13 protein-coding genes are annotated in these 14387 nt (G+C 60.5%); 7 read left to right on the top strand and 6 right to left on the bottom strand.

What is annotated here, in order from left to right:
• Window positions 1-35: 35 nt before the first annotated feature.
• Together G494_RS0108545 and gdhA are read left to right on the top strand one after the other, a co-directional pair.
• Window positions 36-1052 (top strand): sensor domain-containing diguanylate cyclase, encoded by a 1017-nt coding sequence (locus G494_RS0108545; RefSeq protein ID WP_161629960.1) that lies wholly within the window; start codon window positions 36-38, stop codon window positions 1050-1052.
• 1197 nt (window positions 1053-2249) lie between these two features.
• Window positions 2250-3599 carry an NADP-specific glutamate dehydrogenase gene (gdhA, locus tag G494_RS0108540; RefSeq protein ID WP_028584197.1) on the top strand — a complete coding sequence of 450 codons (1350 nt, stop codon included), beginning with the start codon at window positions 2250-2252 and terminating at the stop codon, window positions 3597-3599.
• Window positions 3600-3631: 32 nt separating this feature from the next.
• Here the strand turns inward: gdhA and G494_RS0108535 are convergent, their stop codons facing one another.
• A complete protein-coding gene (locus G494_RS0108535) occupies window positions 3632-4525 on the bottom strand; it encodes a LysR family transcriptional regulator ArgP (RefSeq protein ID WP_028584196.1) in 894 nt (297 codons plus the stop codon).
• Between the two features lie 70 nt (window positions 4526-4595).
• Here G494_RS0108535 and G494_RS0108530 point away from each other — a divergent pair, with 70 nt between their 5' ends.
• Both G494_RS0108530 and G494_RS0108525 read left to right on the top strand, forming a co-directional pair.
• Window positions 4596-5264, top strand: a complete 669-nt coding sequence (locus G494_RS0108530) for a LysE/ArgO family amino acid transporter (RefSeq protein WP_232362515.1) — start codon at window positions 4596-4598, stop codon at window positions 5262-5264.
• Window positions 5265-5422: 158 nt separating this feature from the next.
• Window positions 5423-6031 (top strand): LysE/ArgO family amino acid transporter, encoded by a 609-nt coding sequence (locus tag G494_RS0108525; RefSeq protein WP_028584194.1) that lies wholly within the window; start codon window positions 5423-5425, stop codon window positions 6029-6031.
• Window positions 6032-6064: 33 nt separating this feature from the next.
• Here G494_RS0108525 and G494_RS0108520 read toward each other — a convergent pair whose 3' ends face one another.
• The 5 genes from G494_RS0108520 to G494_RS0108500 form a co-directional block, all read right to left on the bottom strand.
• On the bottom strand, window positions 6065-7078 hold the full coding sequence (locus tag G494_RS0108520; protein WP_028584193.1) for an ABC transporter ATP-binding protein: 1014 nt from the start codon (window positions 7076-7078) through the stop codon (window positions 6065-6067).
• A 75-nt stretch (window positions 7079-7153) separates the two neighbouring features.
• Window positions 7154-8134: an ABC transporter ATP-binding protein gene (locus G494_RS0108515; protein WP_028584192.1), complete on the bottom strand. Its 981-nt coding sequence runs from the start codon at window positions 8132-8134 to the stop codon at window positions 7154-7156.
• Window positions 8135-8149: 15 nt separating this feature from the next.
• Window positions 8150-9067 (bottom strand): ABC transporter permease, encoded by a 918-nt coding sequence (locus G494_RS0108510; RefSeq protein WP_028584191.1) that lies wholly within the window; start codon window positions 9065-9067, stop codon window positions 8150-8152.
• Window position 9068: 1 nt separating this feature from the next.
• Window positions 9069-10046 (bottom strand): ABC transporter permease, encoded by a 978-nt coding sequence (locus G494_RS0108505; protein WP_028584190.1) that lies wholly within the window; start codon window positions 10044-10046, stop codon window positions 9069-9071.
• Between the two features lie 91 nt (window positions 10047-10137).
• Entirely contained in the window at window positions 10138-11697 is a 1560-nt protein-coding gene (locus G494_RS0108500; protein WP_028584189.1) for an ABC transporter substrate-binding protein, read from the bottom strand.
• 375 nt (window positions 11698-12072) lie between these two features.
• Between G494_RS0108500 and G494_RS0108495 the strand changes: the two genes are divergently transcribed.
• The 3 genes from G494_RS0108495 to G494_RS0108480 all read left to right on the top strand — a co-directional run bounded on the left by G494_RS0108495 (window position 12073) and on the right by G494_RS0108480 (window position 14381).
• Window positions 12073-12534, top strand: a complete 462-nt coding sequence (locus G494_RS0108495; protein ID WP_028584188.1) for a hypothetical protein — start codon at window positions 12073-12075, stop codon at window positions 12532-12534.
• A 210-nt stretch (window positions 12535-12744) separates the two neighbouring features.
• Entirely contained in the window at window positions 12745-13218 is a 474-nt protein-coding gene (locus G494_RS0108485; protein WP_028584187.1) for a DUF2318 domain-containing protein, read from the top strand.
• Window positions 13215-14381: an ABC transporter permease gene (locus G494_RS0108480; RefSeq protein ID WP_028584186.1), complete on the top strand. Its 1167-nt coding sequence runs from the start codon at window positions 13215-13217 to the stop codon at window positions 14379-14381. The genes G494_RS0108485 and G494_RS0108480 overlap by 4 nt, the downstream gene beginning before the upstream one ends.
• Window positions 14382-14387 lie beyond the last annotated feature (6 nt).

The raw sequence follows: 14387 nt of genomic DNA, 5'->3' as shown, positions 1-14387 counted from the left end.
TGGCAGGTATGGCAGGTATGACAGGTATGACAGGTATGACAAAAAAAACGGCCCGGGTCATGGTTCGAACGACCGGCAGCTACAAGACCGTTCCCATAACCGGTACAGACAAACCCGATATCTCTGAGGCCATCTCCAGCAAATGGCAGCGAATCATCACCCTCTGTGCCCGGTTGTTAGCTGTCCCCAGCGGCTTGATCATGCGTATTACCCAAGAAAACATGGAGGTCTTTCTCAAGAGTGCCAACAAGGAGAACCCCTACCCGGAGCATGGTGCGGACCAGCTGGGCCACGGACTCTACTGTGAGACCGTGATCGGCAACAATCATGCCTTGCTGGTCCCCAACGCCCTTGATGATCCGATCTGGGCAGACAATCCCGATGTCCCCCTGAAGATGATATCCTACTACGGCTTGCCCATCCTCTGGCCCGACCAGGAGGCCTTTGGCACCATCTGTGTCCTGGACAACAAGACCAACCACTACAATGAAACCTTTAAAGAGCTGATGATGGAGTTCAAGCTTGCCATTGAGAGCGACCTTGCGCTGCTGGTCAACAAAAAGCAGCTCACCTTCTTGGCAGAACGGGATCCACTGACCGCCCTGTTCAATCGGCGAAAGATTACCGCTGTCCTCAACCAGGAACATAAACGTTCTGCCCGCTACCAGATGCCGCTCACCATTGCCATGATGGATCTGGACCGCTTCAAACAGGTCAATGACCGCTATGGTCATGATGTCGGCGACCAGGTGCTCAAGACCTTTGCCCGTGCTATCAATGCCCGAATTCGCGAGATTGACCGCTTCGGCAGATGGGGCGGCGATGAATTTCTGCTGATCTGTCCCAACACCGACGCCAAAGGAGCGGCAGCCCTGCTTGGCGATATCAGCATCCTGGTGACCGGGGAGATCCAAAAGATTGCAACTGAAGTCAGTTTCAGCTACGGGATTGCTCAATGCCTGCCGACAGATGAGCGACCGGATGCGCTCTTTAAACGGGCAGACCAGCAACTCTATAAGGCCAAGAAGCGCAAGCGTCCAGCCGACAAATAAGCCTCGCCCTCTGGCCGCGCGGCGCGGGTCTCTGCCAAGACCATCTCCACCGCTGGCTCAGGAGCCCATGCCCTTGGCTGCCGCCGACAAGTTCCTCCCCAAGACAACACCTTGATATATTTACCTTCAGCGCAAAGAAACAGCCGCTGTTGTAGCCGTCATTCCCGCGCAGGCGGGAATCCAGGATGAAAGGCAGGGGGCTGCCCTCCCTACCTCTCGGCCAGCAGAGGAACGGGACAACCTAAAATGAGCCAGAGAAGCCCCCCAGTGGTACCCTCTTTAGAAACCTGTACTCTAAAGATCTGGATGCCCGCCTCCGCGGCCATGACGGTAGAAGCGCGGCCATGACGGCAAAGCGGCAAAGGCGAGGCTATGGGCTCAAACAGTGAGTTAAGACTCGGCCCGCAGCCTGCCTTCAACAGCCCCCAAGACAACACCTTGATTTATTTACCTTCACCGCAAAGAAATAGCCGCTGTTGCAGCCGTCATTCCCGCGCAGGCGGGAATCCAGGATGAAAGGCAGGGGGCTGCCCTCCCTACCTCTCGGCCAGCAGAGGAACGGGACAACCTAAAATGAGCCAGAGAAGCCCCCCCCAGTGGTACCCTCTTTAGAAACCTGTACTCTAAAGATCTGGATGCCCGCCTCCGCGGCCATGACGGTAGAAGCGCGGCCATGACGGCAAAGCGGCAAAGGCGAGGCTATGGGCTCAAACAGTGAGTTAAGACTCGGCCCGCAGCCTGCTTTCAACAGCCCCCAAGACAACACCTTGATTTATTTACCTTCACCGCAAAGAAATAGCCGCTGTTGCAGCCGTCATTCCCGCGCAGGCGGGAATCCAGGATGAAAGGCAGGGGGCTGCCCTCTGCCCCTACCTCTACCCCTACCTCTACCCCTCCCTCTCGGCCAGGAGATCATGGGCACCAACCTTCACAATGAAGGACTATCCCCAAGGCAGACATTTCATTTTTTTGAGCCTGGGGGTGAGGTTCAAGCTCTTCCGTGTACGATGGTTACAAGTCTCTTTAGACTGGGGACTTGAGATCCCAACCAGGGGGCCCTTAAGCCCTTTGGGAAAATTCGGATCTAGCCTGTTTTTTTCCAGATTCCGTCTTACCTGATATCATTAGGGCCTCTCTTCATTCCCTGCGCGACTCCACCCCCTTCCCCTTGCCCCTTTCCTGAACCGGAGGTTTCCCATGTTGGCTTCTGATCAAGATCGTCTCAACTGTTTCATGCATGGCCTCAAACGACGCAATCCCCACCAACCTGAATTCCATCAGGCCGTCTACGAGGTGGCCCTGGACGTGATCCCCTATATCCGCGATCATCCCATCTACGACCGGCATCGTATCCTCGAGCGGCTCACCGAGCCCGACCGGATCGTGATCTTTCGGGTCAACTGGGAGGATGACCAAGGCAACTTCCGGGCTAACCGAGGCTACCGGGTGCAGCAGAGCAACGCCATCGGCCCCTACAAGGGGGGCATCAGATTCCACAAGCAGGTCAGCCTGGACACCCTCAAGTTCCTCGCCTTTGAACAGACCTTTAAGAATGGTCTCACCGGCCTGCCCATGGGCGGCGCCAAGGGGGGCTCGGACTTCAATCCCAAAGGGAAATCCGAGGGTGAGGTGATGCGTTTCTGCCAGCGCTTCATGGCGGTGCTGGCCCACCATATCGGCCCCAACACCGATGTCCCGGCCGGAGATATCGGGGTCGGTTCCCGGGAGGTCAGCTATATGTTTGGCCAGTACAAGCACATGGTCAACCAGTTCACCGGAGCCATCACCGGCAAGGGGCTCTCCTTTGGCGGCAGCCTGATCCGGACCGAGGCCACCGGCTACGGCGCGGTCTACCTGCTGGACAACATGCTCCGCCACCACGGAGACGGGCTGGAAAACAAGACCGTACTAGTCTCAGGCAGCGGCAACGTGGCCCAGTATACCGTGGAAAAACTGATCGAACTGGGAGCCAGGGTGATCTCCATGTCCGACTCCTCGGGCACCATCCACGATCCCGCCGGGATCACCACGGAGAGGCTGGCCTGGCTCAAGGAGCTGAAAAATGTCCGCCGGGGCCGGGTCCAGGCCTATGCAGATGAGTTCAAGGTGGCCTATTACCCGGGAAAACGCCCCTGGCAGATCCCCTGCGAGATCGCCATCCCCTGCGCCACCCAGAACGAGATCAACACAGAGGATGCCAGGACCCTGCTGAACAACGGTTGCCTGGCGGTGGTGGAGGGTGCTAACATGCCCACGATCCAGGAAGGGGTGGACCTCTACCTGGAGGCCGGCATCCTCTATGGGCCGAGCAAGGCCGCCAACGCTGGCGGGGTTGCCATTTCCGGGCTGGAGATGACCCAGAACTCCATGCGGCTCTCCTGGTCCAGGGAAGAGCTGGACCGACGGCTCCAGGGAATCATGGCAGATATTCACCGCCAGTGTGTGAAGCATGGCCAGGAGGGAAAGAGGGTCAATTACCGCAAGGGCGCCAACATCGCCGGTTTCCTGAGGGTGGCGGACGCCCTGGTGGCCTGCGGCAACATCTAGACCAGGAGCCACGGCACCAGGTAACGGCGCCTCTACTCGCCGTTAAGACCGGAGCCGGCCTGGGCAGTCAACAGCCCGCTCAGTTCGGCCAACAGCCGGGAGCGGTGGCTCCAGGCATGCCAGTAGAGCGCTACCGGGTAGCTGCTCCCCGGCAGCAGCTCCACCAGGCGACCGCCAGTCAGCTGCGGCTGCCCCTGGATATCCGGTACCGCGCCATAGGCCAGGCCTGCCAGCAGCATGGCCACCAGTTGTTCCGAGGAGGGAAGGTAATGACAGGGGAAGCTGGCGGGAGGAGGGCCGAGAAGACGGCTGAGCAGCTTGTGGTGGAGTCGATCCTGGCGGTTAAAGAGCACCGCCGGTGCTGCGGCCAGGGCCTCCCGGCTGAGTCCCCGGGCGAACCAACGCTGCCGAAACGCCGGAGTGGCCAACAGCCGGTAGTCCATCCGGCCCAGAGGGCTCATGCTGCAGCCCTGGACCGGCTGATCATGGGTGCTGATGCAGCCCATCACCTCCCCTGCCTTCAGATAGTTGAGGGTCTGATCCTGATCAGCCACCTTGAGATCCAGGGTAAGCGGCTCCGCCTCCAGCAGGGGACGGACGGCCCCGAGGAACCAGGTGGCCAGACTGTCGGCGTTGATGCCGATGGCCAGGACGGCAGAGCGGGTTCCACTCTCCGGAAGCAGGGTCTCGCGCACGCCCTGCTCCAGGCTGAGCACCTGCTGGTAATGCTTGAGCAGGACCTGACCGGCGGCCGTGGGTTTGGGGGGAGTGGAGCGGATCATCAGAATCCGGCCGCTCTGCTCCTCCAGCTGCTTGACCCGCTGGGAGACCGCAGACTGGCTGATATGCAGCCGCTGGCCGGCACGCTCAAAACCGCCCTCCTGGATGACCACGGCCATGGCCTGGATGAGTTTATAATCAAACATCTCTCTATATAAGCAGAGCTAATGAAAGACGTAAATAATTAATTGTACTGCTTATAGAGCAGGAGGTAGGGTGGCGCCACCATCAGGGATGGCAACAGCCCCTGTCCACCACCTCTGCCCAGGATCCCCCATGCCCTTTGTCCACGGATTTGCCACCGGTGCCGGCCTGATCATAGCCATCGGCGCCCAGAATGCCTTTGTCCTCACCCACTCCATCAGGAAAAATCATATCCTGGCCATCATCCTGATCTGCTGCCTCTGCGACGGGCTGCTGATCACCACCGGAATCTCCGGCGTGGGCGCCCTGATCAGCAGCAGCCCCCTCTTGGCCCGGCTGACCCTCTGGGGCGGGATCGGCTTTCTCTTTTACTACGGCCTCCGCTCTTTCCAGTCGGCACTCAAGGGCGCTGCCCTGGAGGCCGGCGAGCAGGTCGAGGGCTCCCTGGCCACGGTGGTGCTCTCCACCCTGGCCGTGACCCTGCTCAACCCCCATGTCTACCTGGACACCATGGTCCTGATCGGCTCCATCGGAGCCCGCTTCAAGGGCCAGGAGCGGCTGCTCTTTGCAGCCGGGGCCATCTCTGCCTCCTGCCTCTGGTTCACTGTCCTGGGATTCGGGGGCAGAAAACTGGCACCCCTGTTCCGGACCAACACCTCCTGGCGCGTCCTGGATACCATGGTGGGCCTGATCATGTTCAGCCTGGGCACCTCCCTCTTCCTCCACCAGCTTCAAGGATAAAAAAAATCTGTACAGGGGTCCTGGGGTAACTGACAAACCTGGGAATCGGCCGTTGCCAAACCCAGAACCTATTGATTCATCATGATTTTTAAAATAAAGTGACAGTTACGAGGAGGAAGAAAAATCAGCCAGAGCATCTTCGCAAGAGGACCACGCCGATGCCCTTTGTCCATGGACTGACCACCGGAGCCGCCCTGATCATTGCCATCGGTGCCCAGAGTAGTTTTATCCTCAGCAACGGTATCAGAAAGAACCGGATCCTGACCATCATCCTGATCTGCTCTCTCTGCGACGCCGTCCTGATCTCCACCGGGATATCCGGGGTAGGGGCCCTGATCAACAGCCGACCGCTGTTGGCCCAGCTGACCCTCTGGGGGGGAAGTTGCTTCCTCTTTGCCTACGGCCTCCGCTCCCTGTTCTCGGCCGTTAAGGGCGGCAGAATGGAACCAGCCGGCCGGGTGGAAGATTCCCTGGCCACGGTGGTGCTCTCCACCCTGGCCGTGACCCTGCTCAACCCCCATGTCTACCTGGACACCATGGTCCTAATCGGCTCCATCGGGGCCCGCTTCAACGGCCAGGAGCGGCTGCTCTTTGCAGCCGGGGCCATCTGTGCCTCCTGCCTCTGGTTCGCTCTGCTGGGATTCGGGGGCAGAAAACTGGCCCCCCTGTTCCGGAGCAACACCTCCTGGCGCATCCTGGATACCATGCTGGGCCTGCTCATGTTCAGTCTGGGTATCTCCCTCTTCCTCCACCAGCCGGCGGTGTAAGCCGGCAGGAACGCCCCAGAATTCCGGGGGAAGCTAGATCCTCCCCTCTTCCACACCATGGCAGGCGACCCGGCTGCCGCCCTCCACCTCAGAGAGAACCGGAATCTCCCGTCGGCAGCGCTCCCGGGCATGGCGACAACGGGTGTGAAAGACACAGCCCGGCGGCAGGCTGATGGGTGAGGGGACATCCCCGGAGAGCCGCTCGTGGCCGGCCCTCTTCCCCAGGCGGGGAATGGCCGAGAGCAGTGCCTGGGTATAAGGATGACGGGGCCCACTGAACAGCTCCTCGGCCGTGGCCAACTCACAGAGACAGCCCAGGTACATCACCGCCACCTGATTGGAGATATGCTCCACCACCGAGAGATCGTGACTGATGAAAAGATAGGTCAGCTTATGTTCTTCCTGGAGATCCATCATCAAGTTGAGGATCTGGGCCTGGATGGAGACATCCAGGGCAGCGATGGGCTCGTCGGCGACGATAAACTCCGGCTCCACGGTCAGGGCGCGGGCAATGGAGATCCGCTGGCGCTGCCCCCCTGAGAGCTCGTGGGGATAGCGGCTCTGCCAGTCCGGGTCGATCCCCACCTGTTCCATCACCGCCGCCACCCGATCCCTGACCTCACCCTTGGCCAGCTTGGGCTGGTGAAAATGAACCGGCTCCCGGAGGATCTTTCCCAGGGTCATCCGGGGGTTAAGGGAGGCATAGGGGTCCTGGAAGACCATCTGCATCCGGGTCCGAAAGGGCTTGAGCTCTTTACTGCTCAGGTTGTCGATCCGCTGCTCACGGTAGTAGACCTCCCCTGCCTCAGGCGGATAGAGACGCATCACCGTCCGGGCCAGGGTGGACTTACCGCAGCCCGACTCGCCCACCACGCTGACGGTTCGCCCCTCGGGGATATCGATGCTCACCCCGTTGACTGCCCGGACAATGGTCTTCTCCCGCTCTATCCTGCCGCCGCTGAAACGGAACTGATCGAGCCAGCCGCCGGTGATATCAAACTCCTTGACCAGGTTGCGGATACGTACCAACATTAAAGGGTCCTTCATACTCTCTTCTCTCTCAGAGGGCTGCTGCCGGTGGAGCCAGCTTTGCTCACCACCGCAGCGAGCCTCTGTTCTGGTTCATGCTGCTGTGCTCTGCTCTGTCCCTACCATGTGACAGGCGGCCTCACTCCCGGAGCTGCTCTTTCTTAAATGTGGCTTGGTGGCACAGATCTCGGCTGCCAGGCTGCAGCGATTCTTAAAGGGACAGCCCCGGGGAATCCGGGCCAGTCCCGGCATCACCCCAGGGATCTGGTTCAAACGACCACTGGAGCCGGCCCGCTGGGGCAGGGCGCCGAGCAGGCCGATGGTATAGGGATGCTGGGGATGGGTGATGATATCCTCGGTCCGGCCCAGTTCGACGATGGTACCGGCATACATCACCGCGATCCGCTGGGTGACCTGGGAGACCACGGCCAGGTCATGGGTAATCAGGATCAGCCCCATCTGCTCGGTCTCACAGAGTTCCAGCAGGAGCTCCATGATCTCGGCCTGGATGGTCACATCCAGGGCCGTGGTGGGCTCATCGGCGATGATCATGGCCGGATTGGTCAACAGGGAGATGGCGATGATGATCCGTTGCCGCATTCCCCCGGAGAACTCATGGGGATACTGCTCAAGGCGTTTCTCCGGGGAGGGGATATAGACCTTACGCAACTTCTCCAGGCAGATCTCGTTGGCCTGGGCCGTACTCACCTCCATATGGGCCTTGAGGCTTTCCCGCATCTGCTCGCCGATGGTCAAGACCGGGTTGAGGGTCATCATCGGATCCTGGAAGATCATGCTGATCCGGTCACCCCGGACCCTTCGCATCTGTTCGTAGCTGTAGGCCGAGATCTCTTCACCCTGGAAGATCACGCTGCCCTCGGCAATGCGGCCGGGCTTGGAGATCAGATTGATGATGGAGAAGCCCAACACCGACTTACCGGCACCGGACTCGCCGACGATCCCTAACCGTTCCCCTCGGTCCAGGGAGAGGCTGACCTTATTGACTGCACGCAGGGTGGACTCACGCAGGGTGAAGTCGACGCTGAGCTTGTTGATGGCAAGGAGTTTTTCCACAACGTATCCTTTGTATTATCCTTTATAGAGCTTGGGATTGAGGTAGTCCCGGACCCAGTCGCCCAGCAGGTTGATGACCAGGATCAGGGTGACCAGGAGGATGCCCGGAAAGATGGTGATCCACCAGGATCCGGAGAAGATATATTCAAAACCAGAGGTGATCAGCGAGCCCAAGGAGGGTTTATTCTGGGGCATGCCCAATCCCAAGAAGGAGAGCGCGGCCTCACTCATGATGGCATTGGCCACCTGCACAGTGGAGATGACCAGCACCGGTGAGAGGGTGTTGGGCAGGATATGGCGCCACATGATCCGCACCTTGGAGAGCCCGATCACCCGGGCCGCCTCGATATACTCCTTCTGCCGCTCGGCCAGTACCGAGGCCCGCACCGTACGGGCATACTGGGGCCACTCGGCCAGGCCGATGATCAGGATCAGGAGAGGGGCGGCGATCTTTTCATAGTTGGCCACCCCAAAGACCATCTGAAAGGTGGCACCGATGAAGATGGCGATCATGTAGGTGGAAAAGGAGAGCTGGACATCGGCAATCCGCATCAGAATGGAGTCCAGTCGTTTGATATAGCCCGAGAGCAGGCCGACCACGATCCCGATCATCGCCTGGAGCAGGACCGCACCCAGGCCGATGATGATGGAGATCCGCATCCCGTAGAGCATGGTGGAGAACATGCCCCGGCCCATGTCATCGGTACCCAGGAGGAAGTTCCGGCTCCCCTCGGCTGCCCAGGCCGGCGGCAGCTCAGAGTCCATGATGTCGATGGTGGTGGGGTCATAGGGGTTATGGGGGGCGATCAGGGGCGCGGAAAAGGCGGCCACCACCAGCACCAGCAGCACCGCAAAGGAGACCAGGGCAATGGGATCGCGAAAAAAATAGTAGCTGAAGTCAGAGGAGCGCAAGCGCCGCAAGAAGTTGATCATCTTATTTCCTCCCTGCAATTCTGACCGTGGGATTCACCAGGCCATAGATCAGGTCAACCAGGGTGTTGACCACCACAAAGATAAAGCCGACCACCACGATATAGGAGACCATCAGGGCGGTATCGGCACGTTCCACCGACTCGATGAACATGGAGCCCATCCCCTGCCACTGGAAGACAGTCTCGGTGAGGATGGTGAAGGCCACCATGATGCCCAGCTGGACCCCGCCCACGGTGATCACCGGCAACAGGGTATTCTTAAAGGCGTGCACATACCAGACCCGGCGCGGCCGGAGCCCCTTGGCCCAGGCAAACTTGACGTACTCGGTCTCCAGCACCTCCATCATCTCGGAACGGATCAGGCGGATGAAGAGGGGCAGCATGATCGAGGAGAGGGCGACAGAGGGCATCAGCAGGTGGCGCAGGCCGTCGCGGGTCAGCAGCCCGGAGTCCCAGAAGCCGAAGAGTTGGACGGTCTCCCCCCGGCCAAAGGAGGGCAGCCAGCCCAACTCCACCGAGAAGATATAGATCAGGAGGATGGCGGTGAGAAAGACCGGCATCGAGACCCCGACAATGGAGACGCCCATGATCAGCCGACTGAGGAGACGCCTGGGATGGATGGCCGAGTAGATCCCCAGGGGGACCGAGAGCAGGATCACGATCAGCGAGGCGCAGAAGACCAGCTCCAGGGTGGCAGGGGCCTTGGCCAGGATCACCTCGGTCACGGGTTTCTTGAAGAAGAAGGAGCGGCCCAGGTCGCCATGGACGGCGCTCTTCAGGAAGCGGCCATACTGGACCATGAAGGGGTCGTTGAGGCCCAGCTGGTCCCGGATCTGCTGGCGTTCCTGGGGGGTCACCCGCTCCCCCACCAACTCACGCACAGGATCGCCAAAGTTATGCTTGATGGAAAAACCGATCAGGCTGATGATCAGCATCACCAGGACGGCCTGGGCAACTCTTCGTACAGTAAATGCAAACATAATCACACGATAGAAACAAGAAAAGGGAACGCCGGCAGCGCCGGTGTTCCCTTTAAGAGCAACATAGTCATTAAGCTGTCGATTTCACAGATTATTGAATGTTGAGATCACCAAAGTAGGGGAAGTTCATCACGTTGATGATCTCCTCGGTATTCATGTTCTTCTTGGAGGCCCAGGAGAGATTCTGCCAGTGAAGCGGGATAAAGGCCGCATCGTCAAAGAGGATCTGCTCGATGGAGCGGAGCATGACGGAGCGCTTGGCATTGTCGGTCTCTCCGTTGGCTGCCAGGGTCAGCCTGTCCACCTCGGGATTACAGTAGTTGCCGGAGTTGTACTGACCGCGACCGGTCTCCTTGTCAGGACACATGTTGAGGTACTCAAAGAAGTTGGCAGAGTCCTCGGTGTCGGAGTGCCAGCCGATCATCTGGATATCGGCGACCTGGGCGTCATACTGATCCCAGTACTGGGCCTTGGGCATGGTCTTGAGAGTGACCTTGATCTTGATCTTGCTCATCATGGTCACAAAGGCCTGGGCAATCTTGGCATCGTTGACATAGCGGTTGTTGGGAGCGATCATGGTACAGCTGAAGCCCTTTTCATAGCCGGCTTCCTTCATCAGCTCCTTGGCCCGGGCCAGGTCGTAGCGGGGCTGGAGGGCGGCATTGTGTCCCTGATAGCCACGGGGCGAGTTCTGGGCAGCCGGGGTGGCAAAGCCCTTCATGATCTTCTTGGCAACGCCGACGTTGTTGTAGGCATAGGCCATGGCCTGACGCACCTTGGCATTGGCAAACTCGGGCCTGCGCTTCTGGTTGAGCTGGAAGGTGATGATCCGGGATCCGGACATGGTGACCAGCTGGAGTCCGTCGGTCTTCTTGACCCGCTCCAGGTCGGTGGGCGGAACAGGCATGATGAAGTCGACATCACCGGAGAGCAGGGCGGCAACCCGGGTGGGCGGCTCAGAGATCGGGGTAAGGATGATCTCGCTGACGTTGCCGGTGTTCGGATCCCAGTAGTCGCCAAAGCGAACAAAGGTGGTCTTGACCCCCTGTTCACGGCCAGTCACCTTGAAGGGGCCGGTGCCGGACTCGTTGAAGTTGGCAAAGGAGTAGTCGGTCTTGATGATCACGTCCTTCATCTTGCCGTTCTGCTCGTCCTTGCCGCTGTAGAACTTGTGGTCCAGGGGGAAGATGTAGGTGGCCATGGCCAGGACCAGACCGTAGGGTTCCCTGGTAATCAGGTCCACGGTATGGCTGTCAACGGCCTTGGCCTCGGTAAAGTACTCAAAGAGCCCCTTGTAGTCCTCGGACTTCTTCAGGCGGGCCAAGGTAAAGACCACGTCATCGGCGCTGAGCTCGTTGCCGGAATGGAACTTGACGCCCTTGCGCAGGTAAAAACGGGTGGTGGTCGGATTGATCTGCTCCCACTTTTCGGCCAGACGCGGCTCCAGGCCGCCATCTTTGCTCCAGCGGACCAGCGGGTCAAAGACCATGTGGGCGTACTGCAACATCCCGGCAGAGAGCTGGACATGCGGATCCAGGGATACCGGATCGGCATCCATGGCCAGTTTCAGGGTGGCGGCGTTGACGCTGGTGCCCCAGGCAACCAGGGTCACAGCCAGGACCAAGGACAGGCGAACGATCATTCTCTTCACTTCACTTCCCTCCTGGTAAAGTTGATTCATTACAGCAGAGGCAGCGTCCCCAAGACGTGCCACTGGACAATCCGGCACAATTTGCACATCCGCCGGCTCCCCCTTTATAGTCAAGCTCCCCAGCCGGGTCAAGCAAGAAGCGACCGGCCACTTCGATTGGCCATTGGCCACGACACCCATAACTCTTCGGCAGAGCATCTCCCCCGCAAACAGTGCTCCTCCGTCCACCACAGGGCCCCTGGACAGGGACCAGCCCCACAACGTGGCTCCCATGGCACCCTTTGCACAACAGCAAGCCCAACCAGGCCCTTGGCTGCCTTCCCTTGACAGCAGCTTGTTTTTTTCCGGCCGGCACCTTGCCCCTGCAACCACGTTGTGGTACAGTACAGTACCTTCAACCTGCCTGCAGCCATGATACCAAGCCTTCGCTCCACACTCCTGATCCCCCTGCTGATCCTGGTCCTGAGCGGCCAGGGACTGAGCCAGGGCCTTGTCCTCTGCACCGCGGCCTGCAACGGCGGTCAGAGCGGGCTGCCTCCCTGTTGCCTGGGGATGGAGCACCCTCCCCAGGCCCATGGTTCCGGAGCCCTTCCCCTGCCGGCGACGCCACTGGAAGAGGGAGGCGGCTGTCTCTGCCAGAACTGTCCGGCTCGGTTCAGCGGAGAGGAGCTCCTGGTTGAGCCGAGCCAGAAGCTGGAACCTTCGCCGCCCCCTTGGCTGCTGACAGTCCGGCTCCCCCCTCCCGCCAAGCCCCCCCAGGCCTGGAGAGCGCGCCAGCCCGATCCCAACATCCCCACCACGCCCCTCTACACCATCCTCTGCATCCTGCTGGCCTGAGACCGCTCCCCGGGAGCATCCTGGGAGAACTCTGCAGCCGACCAGGGGTCTGGACCGCCTTCACCCTTGATCAAGAGCCCTTCCCCTGCCTGCCTGGACCCAGCAACGCCTCCGTCGCGACTGCCAACGCCCTCATGACAACCACCATGAGGAGACCAACCTCCATCCCTGCAGGAGAAGATCCTGCAGTCATCTTTCAGGAGAACAACCATGCACCATCCTACTCGCCTGGCCCTCTGCGGCCTGCTGATTCTCTTCATTGTCCTGCCCCCTGCCACCGGCCTGGCAGGCTTCAGCCTCTTTTCCCGCCATAAAGCCGTCAGCCCCAGCCAGGACCAGGTCCGGATCCCGCTGGAACGCATCAACGACGACAAGGCCCACTACTACAAGTATCAGCAGGCTGGGACCGCTATCCGGTTTTTTGTCGTCCGGAGCCGGGACGGGGTGATCCGGGCAGCCTTTGATGCCTGCGACGTCTGCTTTCCCGCGGCCAAGGGCTACACCAAGGAGGGTGACTTCATGACCTGCGTCAACTGCGGCCAGAAGTTCCATACCAGCCGGATCAACGTCGAGCGGGGCGGCTGCAATCCGGCCCCGCTGAGGCGGCGACTGGAGGGAGCTGAACTGGTCATCGACTCCCGGGATATCGCTGCCGGTAACCGTTTTTTCAGGAGCAGGCGATGAACCTCCTGACCATACCCCTGCGCAATATCCGGAGAAGGCCCCTCAAGACCGGGCTGCTGCTGCTGGTCTTTTCCCTGGGGGTGATGTCCATCGTGACCCTCTCCCAGGTCTCCCGGGTGGTGGGCCATAACCTGGAACAGCAGCTCAACTCCTTTGGGGCCAACATCATGGTGAGCCCGCACAGGGAGAAGCTCAGCGTCAGCTACGGCGGTTTCCACCTGGGCGAGATGCTCCTTGAGCCGGAATACCTCCAGGAAGCGGCCACCAAAGTGGCCATCGAGAGCATCGGCCTCCGGGAACGCATCAGCACCGTGGCCCCCAAGCTGGTGACCATGGTCCGGCTCAAGGAGCAGGCCGTGGCCCTGGTGGGGGTCCGCTGGGACCAGGAACTGCGGTTGAAGAGCTACTGGGGTACGACCTCGGGGCGATTCCCCCGGGAGAGAGACGAACTGCTGGTGGGAGCCAGGGCGGCTACCGCCCTGGGTCTGAGCCAGGGCGACAGGCTTGCCGTCCTGGGCCGGGAGCTGGTCATTGGCGGCATCCTCAGCGAAACCGGCAGCGATGACGACTCGGTGCTGCTCATGGATCTGGGCCTGCTCCAGGAACTCATGGAGCGTCCAGGAGCTGCCAGCTTCGTCGAGGTGGCCGCCCTCTGCTCGGGCTGCCCCATCGAAGATATCGTGGCCCAGCTCCGGGAGAGTCTGCCCGCTGCCGAGGTCACGGCCCTCCAGCAGGTGGTCAACCAGCGGATGGCCTCGGTCCGCTTTGTCCAGCGGCTGGCATTGAGCATCAGTGTGATCATCCTGGTCACGGCCTCGGCCATGATCGGCCTCTCCATGCTCTCGGCGGTCAACGAACGACGCTGCGACATCGGCATCCTCCGTTCCCTGGGCTACGCCAGGTCCCGGATCTTCCTGATCTTCTGCCTGGAGGCCGCCCTCCTGGGGGCCATGGCCGGTTGCGGTGGCTACCTGACCGGCCTCCTGGCCGCAGACAGGGCCCTGGGCCTGCTCAGCCTGGCCGAGGGGCTCACACCCCAATTCGACCCGGGCCAGCTGGTCCTGAGCAGCCTGGCCTTTACCGCCATTGCCGTCATCGCCGCCCTCTACCCCGCCTGGCAGGGGGCCCGGATCGAACCGGCAGCCGCCCTGACCCAGTTCTAGGAGAAG

The organism is Desulfogranum mediterraneum DSM 13871 (assembly GCF_000429965.1).
Lineage (GTDB): Bacteria > Desulfobacterota > Desulfobulbia > Desulfobulbales > Desulfobulbaceae > Desulfogranum > Desulfogranum mediterraneum.
Note: the sequence above shows the minus strand (reverse complement) of the source record. Positions and strands in the feature narration are given on the sequence as shown.

Coding starts and splice junctions, on each gene's coding strand:
- G494_RS0108545 (WP_161629960.1), top strand. CDS start 36: ATGACAAAAAAAACGGCCCGGGTCATGGTTCGAACGACCGGCAGCTAC.
- gdhA (WP_028584197.1), top strand. CDS start 2,250: ATGTTGGCTTCTGATCAAGATCGTCTCAACTGTTTCATGCATGGCCTC.
- G494_RS0108535 (WP_028584196.1), bottom strand. CDS start 4,525: ATGTTTGATTATAAACTCATCCAGGCCATGGCCGTGGTCATCCAGGAG.
- G494_RS0108525 (WP_028584194.1), top strand. CDS start 5,423: ATGCCCTTTGTCCATGGACTGACCACCGGAGCCGCCCTGATCATTGCC.
- G494_RS0108520 (WP_028584193.1), bottom strand. CDS start 7,078: ATGAAGGACCCTTTAATGTTGGTACGTATCCGCAACCTGGTCAAGGAG.
- G494_RS0108510 (WP_028584191.1), bottom strand. CDS start 9,067: ATGATCAACTTCTTGCGGCGCTTGCGCTCCTCTGACTTCAGCTACTAT.
- G494_RS0108505 (WP_028584190.1), bottom strand. CDS start 10,046: ATGTTTGCATTTACTGTACGAAGAGTTGCCCAGGCCGTCCTGGTGATG.
- G494_RS0108485 (WP_028584187.1), top strand. CDS start 12,745: ATGCACCATCCTACTCGCCTGGCCCTCTGCGGCCTGCTGATTCTCTTC.
- G494_RS0108480 (WP_028584186.1), top strand. CDS start 13,215: ATGAACCTCCTGACCATACCCCTGCGCAATATCCGGAGAAGGCCCCTC.